The sequence below is a fragment of the Mycoplasma hafezii genome (genome assembly GCF_049942695.1).
GTDB lineage: Bacteria > Bacillota_I > Bacilli_A > Mycoplasmatales > Metamycoplasmataceae > Mycoplasmopsis > Mycoplasmopsis hafezii.
In genome coordinates this window covers 763,315-782,238 of sequence record NZ_CP187940.1, presented here as the reverse complement: position 1 = coordinate 782,238, position 18,924 = coordinate 763,315, and the positions used below count along the sequence as shown (strand labels likewise).

At 30.0% G+C, this 18,924-nt stretch carries 5 protein-coding genes and 5 tRNA genes; 9 read left to right on the top strand and 1 reads right to left on the bottom strand.

Annotation, left to right across the window (positions count from 1 at the left end; translation table 4 throughout):
• The first annotated feature begins 82 nt into the window (after nucleotides 1-82).
• From ACPYPZ_RS02935 to ACPYPZ_RS02915, 5 genes are all read left to right on the top strand, one after another.
• Nucleotides 83-157: transfer RNA gene (locus ACPYPZ_RS02935), tRNA-Asn, on the top strand.
• Nucleotides 158-161: 4 nt separating this feature from the next.
• Nucleotides 162-237, top strand: a tRNA-Glu gene (locus tag ACPYPZ_RS02930).
• A 7-nt stretch (nucleotides 238-244) separates the two neighbouring features.
• A tRNA-Val gene (locus ACPYPZ_RS02925) sits at nucleotides 245-320 on the top strand.
• Between the two features lies 1 nt (nucleotide 321).
• Nucleotides 322-397: transfer RNA gene (locus ACPYPZ_RS02920), tRNA-Thr, on the top strand.
• A gap of 38 nt (nucleotides 398-435) precedes the next feature.
• A tRNA-Leu gene (locus ACPYPZ_RS02915) sits at nucleotides 436-520 on the top strand.
• A 50-nt stretch (nucleotides 521-570) separates the two neighbouring features.
• Here the strand turns inward: ACPYPZ_RS02915 and ACPYPZ_RS02910 are convergent.
• Entirely contained in the window at nucleotides 571-1,683 is a 1,113-nt protein-coding gene (locus ACPYPZ_RS02910; protein WP_426461080.1) for a hypothetical protein, read from the bottom strand.
• A gap of 169 nt (nucleotides 1,684-1,852) precedes the next feature.
• Here ACPYPZ_RS02910 and ACPYPZ_RS02905 point away from each other — a divergent pair, with 169 nt between their 5' ends.
• The 4 genes from ACPYPZ_RS02905 (at nucleotide 1,853) to ACPYPZ_RS02890 (ending at nucleotide 18,896) form a co-directional block, all read left to right on the top strand.
• Entirely contained in the window at nucleotides 1,853-12,109 is a 10,257-nt protein-coding gene (locus tag ACPYPZ_RS02905; RefSeq protein WP_426461079.1) for a hypothetical protein, read from the top strand.
• A gap of 270 nt (nucleotides 12,110-12,379) precedes the next feature.
• Nucleotides 12,380-14,800: a P68 family surface lipoprotein gene (locus tag ACPYPZ_RS02900; protein WP_426461078.1), complete on the top strand. Its 2,421-nt coding sequence runs from the start codon at nucleotides 12,380-12,382 to the stop codon at nucleotides 14,798-14,800.
• 201 nt (nucleotides 14,801-15,001) lie between these two features.
• Nucleotides 15,002-17,359: a P68 family surface lipoprotein gene (locus tag ACPYPZ_RS02895; protein ID WP_426461077.1), complete on the top strand. Its 2,358-nt coding sequence runs from the start codon at nucleotides 15,002-15,004 to the stop codon at nucleotides 17,357-17,359.
• 79 nt (nucleotides 17,360-17,438) lie between these two features.
• Complete coding sequence (locus ACPYPZ_RS02890; RefSeq protein WP_426461076.1) at nucleotides 17,439-18,896, top strand: thermonuclease family protein; 1,458 nt, start codon at nucleotides 17,439-17,441, stop codon at nucleotides 18,894-18,896.
• Nucleotides 18,897-18,924: the final 28 nt, after the last annotated feature.

Here is an 18,924-nt window from a genome sequence, read left to right as displayed (position 1 = left end):
ATTAGCTGAGAAAAAAATTATTAAAAAAATATTTTGAATAAAAATATTTGTGCTATAATATATAAGCAATTAGCAAATAAATGCCGATTTAGCTCAGCGGTAGAGCAGCTGGCTGTTAACCAGTTGGTCGTTGGTTCAATCCCAATAATCGGCGCCATTATGGTCTGTTGGTGAAGCGGTTAACACACATGGTTTTCATCCATGCATACACGGGTTCGATCCCCGTACAGACTGCCATTTTTACGGAAGATTAGCTCAGTTGGGAGAGCATCGCCCTTACAAGGCGGAGGTCGTGGGTTCGAGCCCCTCATCTTCCACCATGCCGTCTTAGCTCAGTTGGTAGAGCAACTGACTTGTAATCAGTAGGTCGTAGGTTCGAGTCCTATAGACGGCACCATTAAGCATAAAAGCTTATTTTTTTTAATCTTTTATCAAGCGCGAATGGTGAAATTGGCAGACACGCTAGATTTAGGCTCTAGTGCTTTACGGCATGAGGGTTCGAGTCCCTCTTTGCGCACCAAAAAAAACACTCTAAAGTGTAGAATTAATTTCTATAGTTTAGAGTGTTTTTTATGCTTTTTCAGGTTTAGGTTTAAATACCATAAAGATGTGTTTAATGTATTTTCAGTTTACATAAGCAATAATTGCAGTCGCTAATAATAAGAAGATGACTCCTAAAGTAGTTAATGTATAACTAAAAGCTGCAAAGTTCGTAACTCTAGTACTTACAAAGAAGTATTGAGCATATTTGAAAATACTTGTAGTTGTAATTGCACATGGGAATGTTAAACAACTTCAACTAAATAAGAATTTTGATTGTTTAAGGACTTTACGTGTAATACATAAGAATAGTGCTACACCAACAGCACAACAAAGTAACATTAAAAATCCTAAGATTTGATATAAACTTTCATTGTTTAAAACCGATGGTGTAATACCTTTACTTAAAATATTTGGATTAAAACTTGTTAAAAGGCCCACACTAAGTAAGTTAGGAGGAGCTGCAAAAATTAACATTGAAGGGATATCCTTCATATCTTTATGTGGTTTGAATAAGAATTTATAAAGAACCACAGGCATAATATATAAATAAAAGGCAAATGCTACTATTCAAATTATTTGATAGTACATAATTGGGATTAAATTACCAAGATTTTCAGTAAAACCACAGCAAATCCCAATTCCTACAAGTGGGACAAATCATGAAGCAAATGCTTCGTCTTCTTTATAATCATGTTTTAAAAATACGTGTTTAAAGAAGAAACCTAAACAGATTAATTGACCTAAAAATCCAATTTGCATTAAGATGTTCGGAATTAACATCAAATAGCTTGATGCATCACCGTATTTTGCAATGGTTCATCCAATAAAATTAGCGATGCAACAAATTGACATAAATAATGTTGGAACAAAACCAGATGCATTTGGTGTTTTTAGGTCTAATAAGAATTGTTTATGATTTAGTGCGAATTTTAATGAAACTAATACGCAATAAATTAAACATAAAAATACTGTAATAACTTGCACAATTAACTGAGTTTCTAAAATTCCTGTTTGAGAATTTTTTAAATTACTAAATTGTGAAGCGAAAGCACTTAACGCACCTCCAAGTCCTACAGTACCTAGAGAGAGACCAGATAATCCAAGAGGAATATCTGATAATTTTTCTTTGAGTGTTTTCATAGACAAATTATATATTTTTAAAATTTTTTTATTTTGAATTTAAACGAATTTGACTTGCGGAACGAATTATTCATTTTTTGGCATTTTTTAGCATTAAATGATATGTAAGTGGTATTTGTATATAATTTATATGTAAAAAATTAATTTATTTTGCAAAAGAGAGAATATTATGAAAAAGAAAACTAAGAAATATATTTTTCCAATTATTGGTGCTGCATCAATTTTTACTGCACCATGGGCTCTTGTTTCCGGAACAGGAAGCAATGAAAATCAGTCCAATAGTGATGAATTTACAGTTGAATCTGCATTCAATGATTACATCACATTAATTAAATCTGGTTCTCAGAATAACACTGATTTATTCTTAGATTTTAGCGATGATGATGGTCATTCACCATATCAATACGTTGGTAAACCAGTTGCAAATAGAACTGTATTCTGATGAAACAACGTTTACACTGATGATATAACTGCAATTGGTCAACAATATCAACCAAACTTCTTTACTGTATATCCAGAAAGTATTCAACCATTAATCAATCAATATTGAGGTAATGCCGTTTTAGTTCAAGACATTACTGAATATAAAAATGGTGAAACACCTTCAAACTATGACATTTCTGGAAAGAATAGACGTTGAAGAATTACTTTTAATAATGGTTTATATGCTAAACCAAGTTGAAATGGTGTTCCTAATATGAATAATTCATCAGATTATATTCAATCTGACGTATATGGAAACGTTCGTTTTGGTATCCTTTTAACACGTGATTTACAAATTGTTGACAACTCCTTAAGTGTATCTGTGCTTTATCACGGTGCAAACCGTCAACCATATCAAACAAATGGTTTTAATGGTATTACGTATAATTTTGAAACTCAAGGTTCTCCAGTTAAACCAAGTTTTCCAACTGAAATAAATGTTCCAAATGTTAATAATGTAAAATACGATACATATACAACATATAAAGTTGGTACACAGTTGCAACAAGGAAATAAATATACAATACCAGCCAGTGGTTTCACTAATTGATGAAACTATAATTCTATTTCGCCAACAATTCCACTATGAAATTCAGTAATGTGAAACGCTAATGCTCTTAATGGTTTTTACTACTTAACAACTGACAACAATAATAATCCACTAAGTAGTATTGAAGAAAGTTTATATAGTAGAGCAGCCTCAAGCAATGGATATTATCCACAAACAAACCCACAATTCTTACAATTTGATTTTATTAAAGATGTGATTAACGCTAAGGGTGCTGACTCTGCATTAAATCAAAACTTAAATAACTTAGGTAGTTTATTAGCTGGATCTGTAGCAATGGGTGGTCAATGAAACGTAAACAATCCACAACAACCTGCTATTGTTGTTGAATTCGAAACTACAGATAACCAATACTTATTCACAGATAAAAATAATCAAAATAGCTACTCATTTATGCAAAACAATGCACCATCTGGTGTAACTGGTATTTTATCATTATACCGTGGGACACACTTTGTGGCATCTCAAAACTGAACTGATATTATTGCAACACACTCTATTTCACAAAACAGAACAAATCACAGAACAATTAAGTTAAATATCGTTGAAGAAGCAGTGCCAAGTTATGCTTCAAACAGCAGAAATATTAAGAATTCATATTTACCAAATAACTATGGATATCAATTATATTGAAAAGACACATTAATTGCATCTGTTTCAAAAGAAGAAGTTCAACAAGCTAAAGGTAAAACATACGATGATCGTGCAACAAGTTATGACATTGATTTAATTTTTAATACTGATATTTCAAAATGACCTGCTGAAATTAAAACATACAATGATTTAATGAACAGTAGTAATTTAAAATTAGTTAGAACTTATGACGATCCACAAACTTCACAATTCTTTAAAAACCAAGTTGGTTATACTTCAAGTTTAACCACTGGACCAGATAGTTGAATTAATAATAACGTTGGTGGTATTTATTTAGACCAAAACTCATTAAGATTAGAAAGTAAAATTAAATTTATAGTTGCTGATCAATGAAGCTATGATAATCAAAGTTCAAGTCCACAATTAAATGTAGGACTTGAAAAATTAGCTTCATTGAATGATGTAAGTTTAAACACATCAAATCATAGTGCTATTGCAGCAAGCTCTAATAGTATTTACAAGTCGCAAGGAAGCTACAATTTTGATAATCAACAATTAAATCAAGAACAAATAGAAGCAATACGTAATGCTATTTTTAATGACTGAACTGTTTCTAACTATACAGAAACTCGTTGAAAAACATTTATTAATGATTTAAAACAAACAAATTATGATGTAAATATTTGAGCTCCATTAATTAATGGTGCTGGATTCTGAAATACACAACTAACTCAAACTAATAGTAATTACCAATTTAAACTTAACACTTATAACACTAATAATAATCAAGATTTAACATTTGAATTAAATCAATGATTAGATGGTGCTAGTGGACAAAGTTTACCATTATCATTTGAAACATATATGATGTTTGGTGATCCAAACCAAAGAAAAGCATTAGCTACTGCAATTTTAGATTTACAACAATGAAAAACATTAGAAGTACCTAAATTTACTTCTACAAATCCAATTACAAATAGTGTGCAATCATCTGAAAAAGGAAAACAACTTGTAGATAATGTTGTGGCATTATTTAACCAAATGAAAGCATACAAAGGTCAAGGGTATGCGGAGGGTTCAACACTAACTACTGATGAATTTATCAAACAAGGACTAACACAAATTGATAATCTTAAAAACTTTACAGCAAGTGGTAAGACACAATTAAAAGACTACTTCTTTAAAAATATCACTAACTCTATTGCTAGTGGTGAACAATTTAGAGAACCATGAATTAAATACATCAATACACTAACTCAAATCGATCAAGCATTAACTAATACATACGGAGTTATTAATAAATATCAACCAGTAATTACTAACTCACAATATAACAACCTTTGAGATGATATGAGTAATGCAAATAATTTATCTCAAGGTACACCTTGAAATAAATTTGCAACTGATTTAGATGGTTTAAATAATTTAATTAAAACAAGAAATGGTTTAGTAAATCAAGTAGCTCAAAATGTACCAGCAGTACCTAACCAAAGTAATTTATACACTCAAACAAGTTTAGATGAATTTTTAACTAAATTAAATGAACTTACTCCAATAATTGCAACAGATTATGCTGGTTTAAATGCAGATATCAAACGTGCTATTGCACAAGTAGAAGGATTTACAGCTGTAAGTAATGAACAAAAAGCTGTGGTAATCAAAGCTTTAAATAATATTTTAACTAGCACAAATCCTGATTATAAATTACTTGAAAATTACCAACCACGTGAACTCAAAATTCAAATTACTTTATTATTAATTAAATATTCTGAGTTCTTAAATACTACTGCTCAAACTAAAACTAGTTTAAATGATACATATCGTTATCAATCACCAATTGCACAAACACCATATACTAACTCTATTACTCAAGTAGAAACTCGTGCAACTAAAAACATTGATGGTGTGCAAGTATATTTACCAAACGGCTCACACCCAGATTTAATTTCTAAAACATTAGAGGGAATTGAATATTACATTATTCCAAACACAACAATAGACAGTGCTTCAGTAAACTACTACTGACAAGATGCTGCTAGAAATAAAAATCAACCTTATCCAACAGCAACTACTCAATTTGTAAAAACTGCTGATTGAACACCATTTAAAGCTAAAGATAAATTGCTAGAAGACTTTACTAAAGCACTTGAACAAAATATTACATCAATTGCTGATGCTAATAATTTACTTGAAACTTGAAAAACAAAAGCAACTAATACTGCTGATGATTTAGATAAGTTAAAAGAAATGAGTGATAAATTTGCTGAAACCTCGAAAGCTAACTCAGGGTTAAATGCTGCACAAATAGATTACTATGCTGCTTTAATTTATTCAATTGATACAACAGCTACTGAAAACAATAGAACAAACGAATTAAATAATGCATTTACAGAAGCTACTAACTTAAAAGCTAAAATGCAAGAATTACAACAATTATTTAATGAATATTTTGTACCAACAGTGCAAGATGCAAATAATCAAAATCCATTTGTAGTTGATTATAAATACACTCCAAATACTTATGTGTTTGGTAATGGACAAATTTATGGACTTGGAAACTTTGATAAAGCAGAACAATGAAATAATAATACAGAACCTGCTCAATTATCATCACCAGCTCAAACTTTATTAGCATTCTTAGTTACAGCAAAAGACATTTTACAAATTTCACTCCCTAATACAGCAAATGGATTTTCTGATACAACTAAACAACCTGCTAATTTACCTGCTGCATTACAATTAATGACACCAAGTCAAGCGGCTGTTTATAATGAATACTTCTATGATGCTACAAAAGTAACTGATGTAATTGATTCAATTAAACAATTAGTTACTCAGTTAAATGGACGTTATCAAGCTGTAAATGATTATCCACTTTATGTGTTAGAAAATTATGGAAGCGTGCTTCCTGATGGAACAGCATTCTTTACTAAAGAACAAGCTCAAGAATACATTCAATCATTGGTTACTTCAGGTGAATTGAATCCGCAATCATTTAATTTTGAAAATGAAGCTGATACAAAATTCTATACAAAAATTAATCAAGAATTTATTATTCCTAAATTACAAGCATTTGTAAATGAAAACTTTAAAGATGTTTCAGATGCAGAAAAAACTGCTGCCTTTACATTCTTAAAGAATGAAAGCGACTCAATTAATTTCTACTCATTAGTTAAAATTAATCCAAATAAACCAAATTGATTGCAAAGAGTTAGAGGGGTTGCTTATGAACTTGAACAAATTAATCTTTACAGACAAGGATTAATTGATGATTTAAGCAATTCAGCAACTAATCCACTTACATACTTAACTACCGCTCAAAAACAAGCACTTAAGGATGAAACACTTAATACTAATTTATTTACAGATACAACAATTTCTGACTTTAGTAAACCTGAAAATGAATTACCACCAATTTTTAACAAGGATATTCGCACTTTACACTTAACTACTTTAAATAATTTTGCAAGCAATGCTCAAAAACTTAATGAAGCCGATCAAAAATTAAGAGAATTGCTTACAAAATGTAATGCTTTAAATGTTAATCAACCTAATGAAGACACATTACTTAAATTAGCAACTAATAGAGCTGAATTCCTTGCTGCTTATAATGCAGTAAGTGGTGCTAATGTAGAAAACTTTGCAAATATTAATCCAGAAGCTGTAACGCAATTAGTTAAAACTTTACAAACTGAATATGATAAATTAAACGGTTATAAAGTTCAACTTGAACAAGAAATTAGTCAAATTGATCCTGCTATTAAGACAGCTTTAGGTGAAGAAGCGTTTAACAAAGCTACAGATGTTTCAAAAGTTCCAGCTACAATTAATGCAACCGAAAAACAAACTGCTTATAATGATGTATTAAGTAAATTAAAAGCAGCAGCTGTTAATTCAATTAACCAAATGGATTCGCTAAACCCAGCTCAAAAACAAGCCTTAATCAATGAAATTAATTCTAAAGACGTAACTCAATTTCATGATTTAGCACCAATTTTACAAAAAGCTAAAACATTAAACGAATCAATGAGCAAACTTAAAGCCGATCTTAATAATGCAAATACATTTGTAAAAAATAATACTGATTCATATAATGAGCTTCCAAATGATAATCCAGCAAAACAAGCATATGAACAAGCTTTAAAACAAGCTCAAGCAACAGCTCCTGCTCAAGCTGGTGCTCAAGGTGTAAATGCAGATAACCAAACAGTTACAAATCAAACTCAAGCACTTGCAGATGCATTACAAAATCTTAAAAACGAATTGCTTAAACAAGCAATCCAAAAAGAATTAGCAAAAATTACAACTCAAGACCCACAAGCATTACAAGACTTAAAAACACAAACCAATGAGTGATTAAAATCACCACACAATGAAACTGAATTGCAAAATAAATTAGAAGAAATTAAACATGCACTGTTAAATAAACCTCTTTATGAAAAAATTGCAGAAGCAAATAAACAAAATCCAATTAATCCTGATTTACAACAAGCAATTGCTGCTGCAAACCAATCATTACTTAACAACAATACTGAAGCTGCAGTAAACCAAGCAGTGCAAGACTTACAAAATGCAATTAACAGAAACGAATTACAAAATTCAGTAGCAGAAGTAAATAAAATTACTAACCCTTCTTCACAACTTCAAAATGCTATTACTGAAGCTAATAATGCTTTAACAAATAATGACACTCAAAACTATCTTGTTGCTAAAGAAAAATTAGATAACGCTATTAAAAAAGAAAAATTAGCTAATTTAATTAACCAAGCAAACGCAATTCCTAACGGTGAACATAATGATGCATTACAACAAGCAATTCAAAATGCTCAAAATATTTACAATAATATGCAAGCTACACCTGAAGAAATTGCTAAAGCAGAAAAAGACTTACAAAAAACAATTGAGGATGCTGAAACATTAAATGCTAATAAAGAAAAGCTTGACAAATTAATTAATGAAGCAAAAGCTAAAAACGCTCCTTGAATGAATGATTTAATTAATAATGCATCAACAGTTGCAAGTGATGTAAAAGCTTCTAATGATTCAGTTGTTGAACAAATTAACAAATTAGAAACAGCATTAAAATTAAATGAATTAAAACAAAGAGCTGAGCAAATTAAACAAGCTAATCCAAATGCTTCTACAGCACTTAATAATGAATTACAAAATGTTAATAATTTAATTAATAAAGTGCAAAATAAACTTGCTGAAAATCCATTTACCCAAGATGATGCAAACAACTTACAAAATGAAATTGCAAATCAAACTAATGCTTTAAATAAAGCTAATAATCTTGAGCCAGTATATCAAGCAATGGATAAAATTAATGCTATTCCAAAAGATCAACCAGAAGCATTACAAGAACAATACAACCAAATGAAAGCTCAAGCTGAAAAAATCTTAAATCAAATTTCAGCTGCAACTCCAGATACTGATCCAATTACTCAAGAACACGCTAATGCAGTCAAACAAGCTGCAAGCAATATTGATTTAGCTGGTGGTATTTTCCACTTAGCTCAAGCAGTTAACTCAGCAGATAAAATTACTGATAAAACTCCTAAATTACAAACTGCTTATAATGATGCTAAAAAGATTTTAGATGCAATTGGAGATCAATCACAATTATCACCAGAAGAAGTTGCTAACAAACTTAAAGAAGTTCAACCAAGTTTAGAAACTTCAAGCTTACAAAACACTGCTTTAACTCCAAATGAATTAGTTAACCAAGCTACAGAAAATTTAAGAAACGATGAAGTGCGTGAACCGCTTGCTAAAAAAATAGCTCAAGCTAACGAAGTTATGCAATTATTAAATAGTGGTTCAATTGTTATTCCTGATAACTTAAAAGATACCGAAATGACAATTAGTGATCGTAAGAATGAATTACAAAAAGCTATTGATGCAGCAAATGACATAATGAATGAAACCCCTGTTAAAGATCAACCATACTATCAAAATGCTGCTGATCAACTTGATGAACAAATTCAAGTTGCAGAAAAATTAATTTCACAAATTAAAGATGCTTTAAAAGCTGAAATTGCTAAAGCTAAAACAGTAACTCCAATGCAAGATTACTTAAGTAATGCAATCAAAGAAGCTGAAGAAATGTTAGCGGATCCAAATGCTAAAGCAATTAATTTAGTTAAAGAAATTACTAAATTAAGAGATTTAGAAGCTAAAAATGATTTACAAAATGCAATGGCAAATATTCCGGATGCATTAAAACAAAATCAAACATTTGTTAACGATATTCTTAATCCAATCACAACCACATTAAATAATCCAAATTCTCATCGTGCTGATTATGTAGCTGCTCAAGAAAAATTAGCTCAAGCACTTAAAAAAGAAAAACTTTATGAAGCATATGATAATGCTCTTAAACAAAATCCACAAAGACCTGAATTGCAAAACGTAATTAAACAAGCTCAAGCAATGCTACGAGATCCAAACGGAAATTACAAAGATGAACCAGAAGCAACCTTTAACAAAGTTGCTGAAGAACTTAATAAACAAATTGCATTAAACGAACTTAATAATGCTAAAAATCAAGCAGAAGCAATTACTAATCCTTCACAAGAATTATTAGACAAAATTGCTGCTGCAAATCAAACTCTAGCAAATCCTGATCAAAAAACTCAAGCACAAATTGAAGAACAAACTAAAGATTTATTAAATGGAATTGATCGAAATACTCTTGCTAAAGCATTAGAAGAAGCTAATAAGTTATTGCCAACCTTTGGAGATCCAAAAAATCCAGATCATACACATGCAAAAGAATTGGCTGATGCTATTGCTGCTGCTAATGCATTAAATGATAATCACGAATTAACTAAAGCTGATTATGATAAAGCTGCTCAAGCTTTACAAAATGTGTTAGACAAATTAAATGATGAGTTAAATAAACAAAAAGACGCATTAAAAGAAATTCTGGAAAAAGCTCAAGCAATGCCAGATAAATCAAATGCATTAAAAGATGCAATTAAAACTGCTGAAGCTCTTGGTGATAATCCAAGTTACCAAGATGTTCTTAAAAATATTAATGTATTACAACACAATATGAATACTAATGCATTAAATAATGCAATCGAACAAGCTCCAGAGTTAACTAATCCAGTTTCTGGATTCACACCAGCAACCAATGATTCTCAAACTGTTGCTAATAATCCAGAAGCAACTCAAGAACAAATTGATGCTCAAACTCAAAAACAATTATTAAGTAATGCTAAAGTTAATGCATTAAACGATTTAGATAAATTAAATAGCTTAAATAACGCTCAAAAAGAAGCGTTACAACAAGCGATTATTAATGCTAAGGATGTAAATGCTATTACACCAATTATTGCTCAAGCTAATGCTTTAAATAGTGCAATGCAACAAGCTCAAGATTACATTAACAAACTCGATCCAAACTACTTAAGTAATCCAATTAGTAATATTAATTATGTTTATGCTGATCCGGATAAACAAGAAACCTTTAAAAAACTATTAGATACTGTTAATAATGTTTTAAATAAAGCAACTGGACCAGTATACGAAACTAACCAAGCTGACCAAATTAATCAATTATTAAATAATCTTAAAGCTGCTGAAGAAGCTCTAAATGGAAAAGATAAATATCAAGATATTTTGACTGATGCTGATAATCAACTTAAAGACTTTGAAAACTTTAAGAATTCTAATAGCTTCTATAACTCAACTAAAGCTTTACAAGATGAATATAATAAAACCTTAAAAGAAGCTCTTGAACAACAAAAAATAGTTTCGGATCAAGAAACTGCTACTGATGCTAGTGCAACTGATAAATTGCAAGAACTTTTAAATAAATTAAAAGATTTAAAAGATGAAATTAGCAAGTTCTCAGACCAAGAGTTTACTAGTGATGGTAAAAAAGTTCATAAAATCGATCATATTCTAAATGAAATGAAAGATATTTCAGATAAATATAAAGAAGAAATTAAAGCAGCATGAAATAATGCTAAAACTAAAGAAGAAGCAGATAAAGTGTTACAAAATTACAAAGAACAAATTACAAACGCTACAAATGCTGCAAATGATGTAAATGAAAAAGTTAAAGAATTGTTAGATAGCAATCCAAGTAATTACTCACAAAACGAAATTGAATCATTACAAAACAAAATTAAAGATTTAATTAACCAAGGTGTTGATCAAACTAAATTACAAGACGCTTCAAACATTCTAAATAATCTTGATAATTTAAAAGATGCTACTTTAGATATGGATAAATTCTTAAATAGCGACGCACAAGATAAACCTGAATATGACAAAGTTGTTACTGAGCTTAATAATTCAATAGACAAATTAAAAGATTTAACAGCTACAGATTCAAATAATCCATTAGTAACTCAATATAACGATAAAGTAAATCAACTTAAGAATAATGCTCGAGCTTTACAAGATATTGTTAATGCTTTATTAAATAATGATGAAACAGCATTTAACAACGCAATTAATCAGGTTGAAAATTTAGGTCCAATTTACAAAGAACTTCAAGAAGAACTTAAAAACAGTAATTACTTTAACATTGTAAATAAATCAAAAGAAGATTATTCTTGAGAAGATGTAAAAGCAATGAAGAAATTAACTAGTTCAAAAGTTTATAAAAACTTATCAAAAGTATTCCAATCAGCAATGAATACTGATAGAATGCCACTTGATCGTTTACCGTGATACTGATGATTAGTACTTGCTATTTTAGGAACTTCAGCTGGCTTAACAATTTATGGACTTGTTAAAACTAATAAGAAACCAAAAAATAAATAAAAACTAATATGGTAATAATTTCCTAAAAAATAGAAAAAAGATTTTTTGTAAAAAATTAATTTATTTTCAAAATCTTTACCTAATAGAAAAAAGTACATTTTACGTGTAAAAACGTATCAAATGTATTTTTTTTATTAAATTAAAGGCTTTATTTTAGCACAAATTTTTAACATTTTACAACTTTAAAAATTTGCTTTGAAGTTTCTGATTTTGAGTATAATAAGTTTCCTTGCTAATTTGTAAAGTGAAGTAAGGAGAAACGAGATAATTATGAAAAAAAGATATTTATGGTTATTAACATTAACAGGAACTTTAGGAGTTACAACTAGTTTAGTAGCTACTAGTTGTAAAGATGAAAATCAACAACCAGCAAGCGATAAACAAGAAAACAAACAAGAACATAAAGTAGCTGGTACAACAGTTGCAGAGCTTTATGATAGTTATGCAGATGCTTTTGAATTTGATTCTGAAAAAGATTTAGCTCACACAGATTTATTTGGGACAAATGAAAAAAGTAGAATTAATGCATCTATGGATGGTGCTAATTCTCAAGGTTCAGGTTTTATGATTGATGAAAGAGAATCTATCTTATTAGGAACTAGTTTTTCTGAATCTGGTTTTCAAGGTAAAGCAATTGCTGCACTTGTAAGTGCTTACAATGAATACGTAGCACAACATAAAGCAGAAAATCCATTTTTAAAACCAGTAGTTGTTAAAGTGTTAGGTTCAGGATATCCTAATGCAGCAAATACATTAGAACTTGACTTAAATGCAGGAGCTTCATCAACAAAAACATTTGTTAATATGGCGATTAACTATAATGCGATTGCTTCAAAATTAGCAGCAAAAAATATGCTCTTATCATTTAACTCAGTAGTACCACAATTAAACGTTGATATTACTAACTTTGCAAAACAATTTTCAAATGCAAACTTCCAAATTGCAGATATTGAAAACTTATCAACATATTCATTACCATTATTTAAAAGTACTAACATTATGTCAATTAATGCACCTGTACTTTACTACATCGTTAAAAACATTTTAGATAACGGTGGTAAATTAGCAGATAATCAAGAAACTAAAGACTTTTATCAATTATTAGAAGAAAAAGGTAAAGGTGACTGAGACGGTGTTAAAAGCTTATGAGACATTCCGGTCTTAAATATTAAAGATATTATTGCAGAAGAATTAACATCAAGTAATTCAGCAGCTATCTTTGATGTAAATATATTCAAAAATTATGTAGACTTATTAAAATTCAGCAGCTTTGCTCAAAAATTATTCGCTAATTCATTCAACCAAAATGAACCATATAAAGCAGCTGTTCACATGTTTGGTATTGATGATATGCCTGCTGTATTTGAAGCAAGTATGGCTTCACTTGCAGAGGGTGATTTAAAAAACACACACAGTTATTCATATACAAATAACGGTGTAATTGATGTTGCTTTTGATGGGCTTCAAAATAATGACGTTGCATCACAAAATGCACGTTTAATTTATAACGATTTAGTTAAAGCAACTCAAGATGGTGCTATTATTATTCAACCTGGTGGTGCATATTCTTCTAACCAACAAAAATTACACAAGTTTGCATTTGCACTTAGTTCAACAGCTGGATATGAATACAGCTACTATAAAAACGGTGATGAAGGATATCGTTTTGTTTCTCCAACAAACACTTTATTTGATGTAAATTATGATATTGCAACTAATTATCAGTCTTTTAGAACATTAGATAAAACTGATGCAGAAGGGCAATTAGGAATTTTAGGTAAATACAAAAGTCCTATTTATTCATTAAATAATCAAACACATAAAATTGGAATTTATGATATACAACCTTTATCTGAAAAAGATGAAGAACAAATTAAGGGAGCAATTGATAAATCTCACAATGCTTTAACATTTACTTTTAAATTAAATTCAGAATTATTAAAAGACACAAAGATGATTGAAAAAATGAAATCTCATCCTAATTATGCAGGTACATTAAAAATAGGTGGTGATGATAAAAAACAAGCATTCTTATTTATTATTAATAATGCAAAAACAGAAAAATTAAATAATAGTAATGCTAAACCAGAAATTTTAGATTTTGCTAAATCTTTAGGATATACAGTTCAATTATTAAACACAACAAACCAATTAAATGAAAATGAATTAATTACTTTACCAGCTCCATTACAATGAGATAGAGAACATAAAACAAAAGTTATCTTTACTCAGGGCCCATCATTAATTGGAGTTAAATCAAATGAAATTGATGATTTAGCAACAAAAGCGTTTGCTAAATGATTAATCACTGACGAAAAAGCTAAATTCATTATCGATCCTAAAAAACCAGATAAATTCCAATTATTAACTCCAAAACAATTTATTGCAAAAAGCTTCAGTTACATCACTCCAATTAAAGGATATGAAAATACAACTGATGAAGAAATCAAATTAATGTACGGAAAAAATAATTTCTTAATCACATCATTTAATACTTTTAAAAATGGTGCATTAGACAAAGATGTTGTTTTATATGAAGAACCAGCAGCAAGTGGTTCAACTACATTCCGTGACTCATTAAGAGCAGCTTTTGATGCAGTTACAAACACAATTCTTGGAACAAATGGTAAAAAACCACAAACATATGAAAAATTTGTTGAAGGTTTATATTCAAAAGTTTTACAAAAATAAAAAATGACCAGCAAAAAGCTGGTTTTTATATTAAATATGGAAATATATGGAAATTTTTTATTAATATTACGTATTTTTTGCATTCATCAAAATATTAAATATAATATTACTGTAAATAATTTTTGAATATTAACATCAAAGATATAAATATCTTTGCAAACTAAAGTTAGTTATTTAACTTTAAATAGGAGATAAAAAACTATGAAAATCAATTGAAAAAAATTAGTTTTAGGAGCAAGCTCATTATTGCCAGTTGTTCCTTTTGTTCTTTTATCTGCAGGATGTAAACCGGACAAAGGAGAAGGTGAAGGAGGAGGCGGTGGCGAAGTAGATGATACTGCTGCTGGATTAACAGAAGCTCATCGTATCGCTAATGCTGCCGATGGTGCAAACCCTTCAGCTTCTAATTCATTTACATTAGAAAACAATGCAGAAATCACATTAGGTAGCACATTCTCAGAAAATGGTATTCAAGGTGCTGCATTAAAAGGGTTACGTGATGCTTTTAATGACTATGTAGATAAAAACAAAGCAACACAACCTGCTCTTAAAAAACTTAAACTTAAAGGTTTAGGTTCAGGATATACACAAGGTTCAGACTCAATTAGACGTGATTTAAGTTCTAAAGCATCAAAAACAATGCCTAACCTTATTATTAACTATCCACCTACAGCTGCTACACTTGCAGCATATAATATGTTGTTATCATTCAACTCACCAGAACCTGAATTTAACTTAGACATTACTAAATTCTCAAAAGAATTCCAACAACAAAACTTCGAAATTGCTAACGTTGTTAATAACTCAACATATGTTCTTCCAATGCTTAAAAGTACAAACGTTACAGCTATTAACAAACCTGTTTTATACTACTTACTTAAAAACTTAGTAGATAACGGTGGAAAAATCGCTGATGATGAAGAAACAAAAGCATTCTACGCTGATTTAGAAAAAGAAGGAAAAGACGATTTCGATGGTGTTAAAACACAATGAGGATTACCTGTAAACAATATTAAAGATTTAGTTTCTGAAGAAATGTCTAAAGGTGAAGATAAATCATTTGCTGTATTCCGTAAATCATACTTTACAAAATATGACGAATTATTAAAATTCTCTTCATTCATGCAAAAATTATTCCAAAACTCATATAACGAAGGTAAACCAGCCGAAGCTGGAGTACACGTATTTGGAATTGATGGTCCACCTGCATTATTTGGACAAGCTTTATTCTCTTTAGCAAACGGAAAAATGGAAGATACATTCAGCTACATGCAAATTGTTGACGGAATTAAAAAAGTTAACTTCGATAACCTTTTACCAGGTTCAGCTTCTGTAGCAAGACTTAATGCACAAAAAGTTTATGAAGCAATTACAGCTGCTGTTAAATCAGGTGGTTTAGTACTTCAACCTGGTGGAGTTTACTCATCAACAGAACAAAAACAACACAAATTTGCATTCTCAACAGGTTCAACAGCTGGATATGCACACAACTTCTATGACAAAAACTCAACAGGATGAATTTTCAAAAACGGTAAAGTTCTTGAACTCAACTATGATATTAAAGACAACAGAAACATTTTCAGAACAATTGCAAACACTCCTGATAAGGAAGATAAAAAACGTGAAGGTGCAGTTGCTTATGTAGGAAGATACGATAACCCTCTTCTTCCTGCTGGTACACAATTAGATCCTAAAAAGGATAAATTTGCTATTGTGTTTAATACACAAGAAGACGAAGCTAAATTTAAAGCTGTATATAGCAAAGCTGGTGATAATGCAATCTGATTTGATGTTGCTCAAAACGATACATTATTAAAAGATAAAGCTCTTGTTGAAAAATTTGCATCAAGTCCTTACTTTGCTGGAAATGTAAAAATCGGTGATGGTGAAACAGTTTACTGAACATTCGTAGTTAAAGATGGTGTTCCTTCACCAATTTCAAACGAAACTGTAACACCAGCTCTTAAAACAGCAATGGAATCATTAGGATTTACAAGTGAATTTATCGATGGATCAAGAAGATTACAAGAAAATGAATTAGGAGCATTACCTACACCTTACTTCTGAAGTGATGAAACAAAAGTTGGTGATGTCTTTGGACAAGGACCTTCATTAATCGGTGTTAGAGGAAATGAAGATTCAGATAATGCTGTTAGATTATTCGTTAAATGAATCGTTGAATCTGGTGATGTTAAATTTACATACACATACAACGGAAAAACAATGGAATATACAACTACACCAGTTAAATTCATTGAAAAAGCATTTGGATATATTTTCCCAGTTGCAGGTTACGAAAACTACGATGCTAACACATTAAAAACATTATTTGGATCAAACAAATACTTATTTACAGCGTTTGACTCATTTAAAGAAACAGCCAAAGAAGGTTCAAATGTTAAATTATACGAAGAACCTGCAGACTCACAATCTGATACATTCAGAGACCAAATTAGAGCTGGTTTAGACGCTCTTCAAAAAGCTGCAGCTTCAGGTAGTGAAAAACTTCCTACATTTGAAGACTTCACAAAAGATCTTAAAGTTAAACAAGAACAATAAAACTAATTTTTATAAATATAATTTGTCGTTCGACAAATTATATTTTTATTCAAAAACAAAAAAGAGTAAAGGAGTTTAAATGAAATTATTTAAAAAACTCTTAACAATAGGTGCACCAGCAATTGGTGCTTTCGCTCTTATTCCTGTGTCTGCAGAAGGTTGCGACCCTGCAAAAGTGGACTTATTAGTTCCACAACCTAAAACCCCTGCTGACATTACAGTAAACTTAAATGATGCTAAAAAATTTAACATCATCGTTGAAAAAAACTATGATTCAAAAACCAAAAAAACATCATACGTTATGTATGCTGGAAATGACAAAGGTGCTCAAAATATTGGAGAATCAAGAAAATTTAATACTGGATTTAGAAAACAAATTAATGAAATTTTAAATTCACAAATCAAAGAAAAATTACTTAGTGCAGTTCCTAATTTAAATAATACAAATAATTTATTTTTAAATATTCAACCCAACGAAATTCCAAATGATATTCAAAATATTGATATTGCATTCACCGCTAAAGTTAAATATGGTAAAAAGATTTCTGAAGAACAACCAATGGTTGTCAGAGTTGAATTAATTAATTTAGGAAAGAATTTAAATTTAGGTGTTTACGGAGATAAAGAAAAAGAAAGTATAGATGCAGGTTATAAAAACTGAACTCACGATGGATTTGCTGACGTAAAACAAGTTAATTCATCAATTACATTACTTTATAATGCTTTCTTTGGTGATCAAGCTGTAAATATTAGAACTTCAGCTTCTTATCCTTTATCAGCAGAATTAACATTCTCTCATGAAGTTAATGTTAATCCAACTTTAGGTGAGTTCAGAAAACAAGTAGCAATTGATCCTGCAAACTACACACACATTAAAGTTGACTGAGAAAATGTTTCTTATATTGATGGTGTAGTAACTGGTGTTGCTGATGGTGATACAGTTTCTGTCGAACCTACTAAATATCACAATGTAAAAGAAGGAAGTATTCAATTAAATCAAGGTAAATTAAAACTACGTTTAGTTGGAATTGATACACCTGAAAAAGCAGTTGGTGATTCTAAAAAATCAGTTGAATCTTCTCCATTTGAATATCAATTCGCTATGCTTTCTACAGTATATGCAGAAAAAACTTTCCCTAAAGGAAGAAATGTTAGAGTATATCTTTCATCAAATTCAGACCCTTACGGAAGAGTTGTAGGTGATTTATTCTATGGAACTGAAGAAGGAACATTTGATGTTTCTTATGCAACTGAAATTACTAAAGCAGGATATACATATCCATATGAAACAGGTCAAACATGAAAAAAATTAATTGTTTTACCTAATACATACGAACACGATGTTTATCCACACATTTACGATGCGTTTAATATCGCAATCGATAATTCTAGAGGATTTTTCCACTATATAGGTAATGGTTTAAATATTCAAAGTGTTGTAACTTATCTGTATAATAGTAAAAAGAACAATGGATGACAAATTTTCTGAAAAGATTCAGGAGAAAATGTTATGAAGTTTCTTGAAAAAGCTAATTAAGATTATGGTTGATAAAACGAAAGGTACA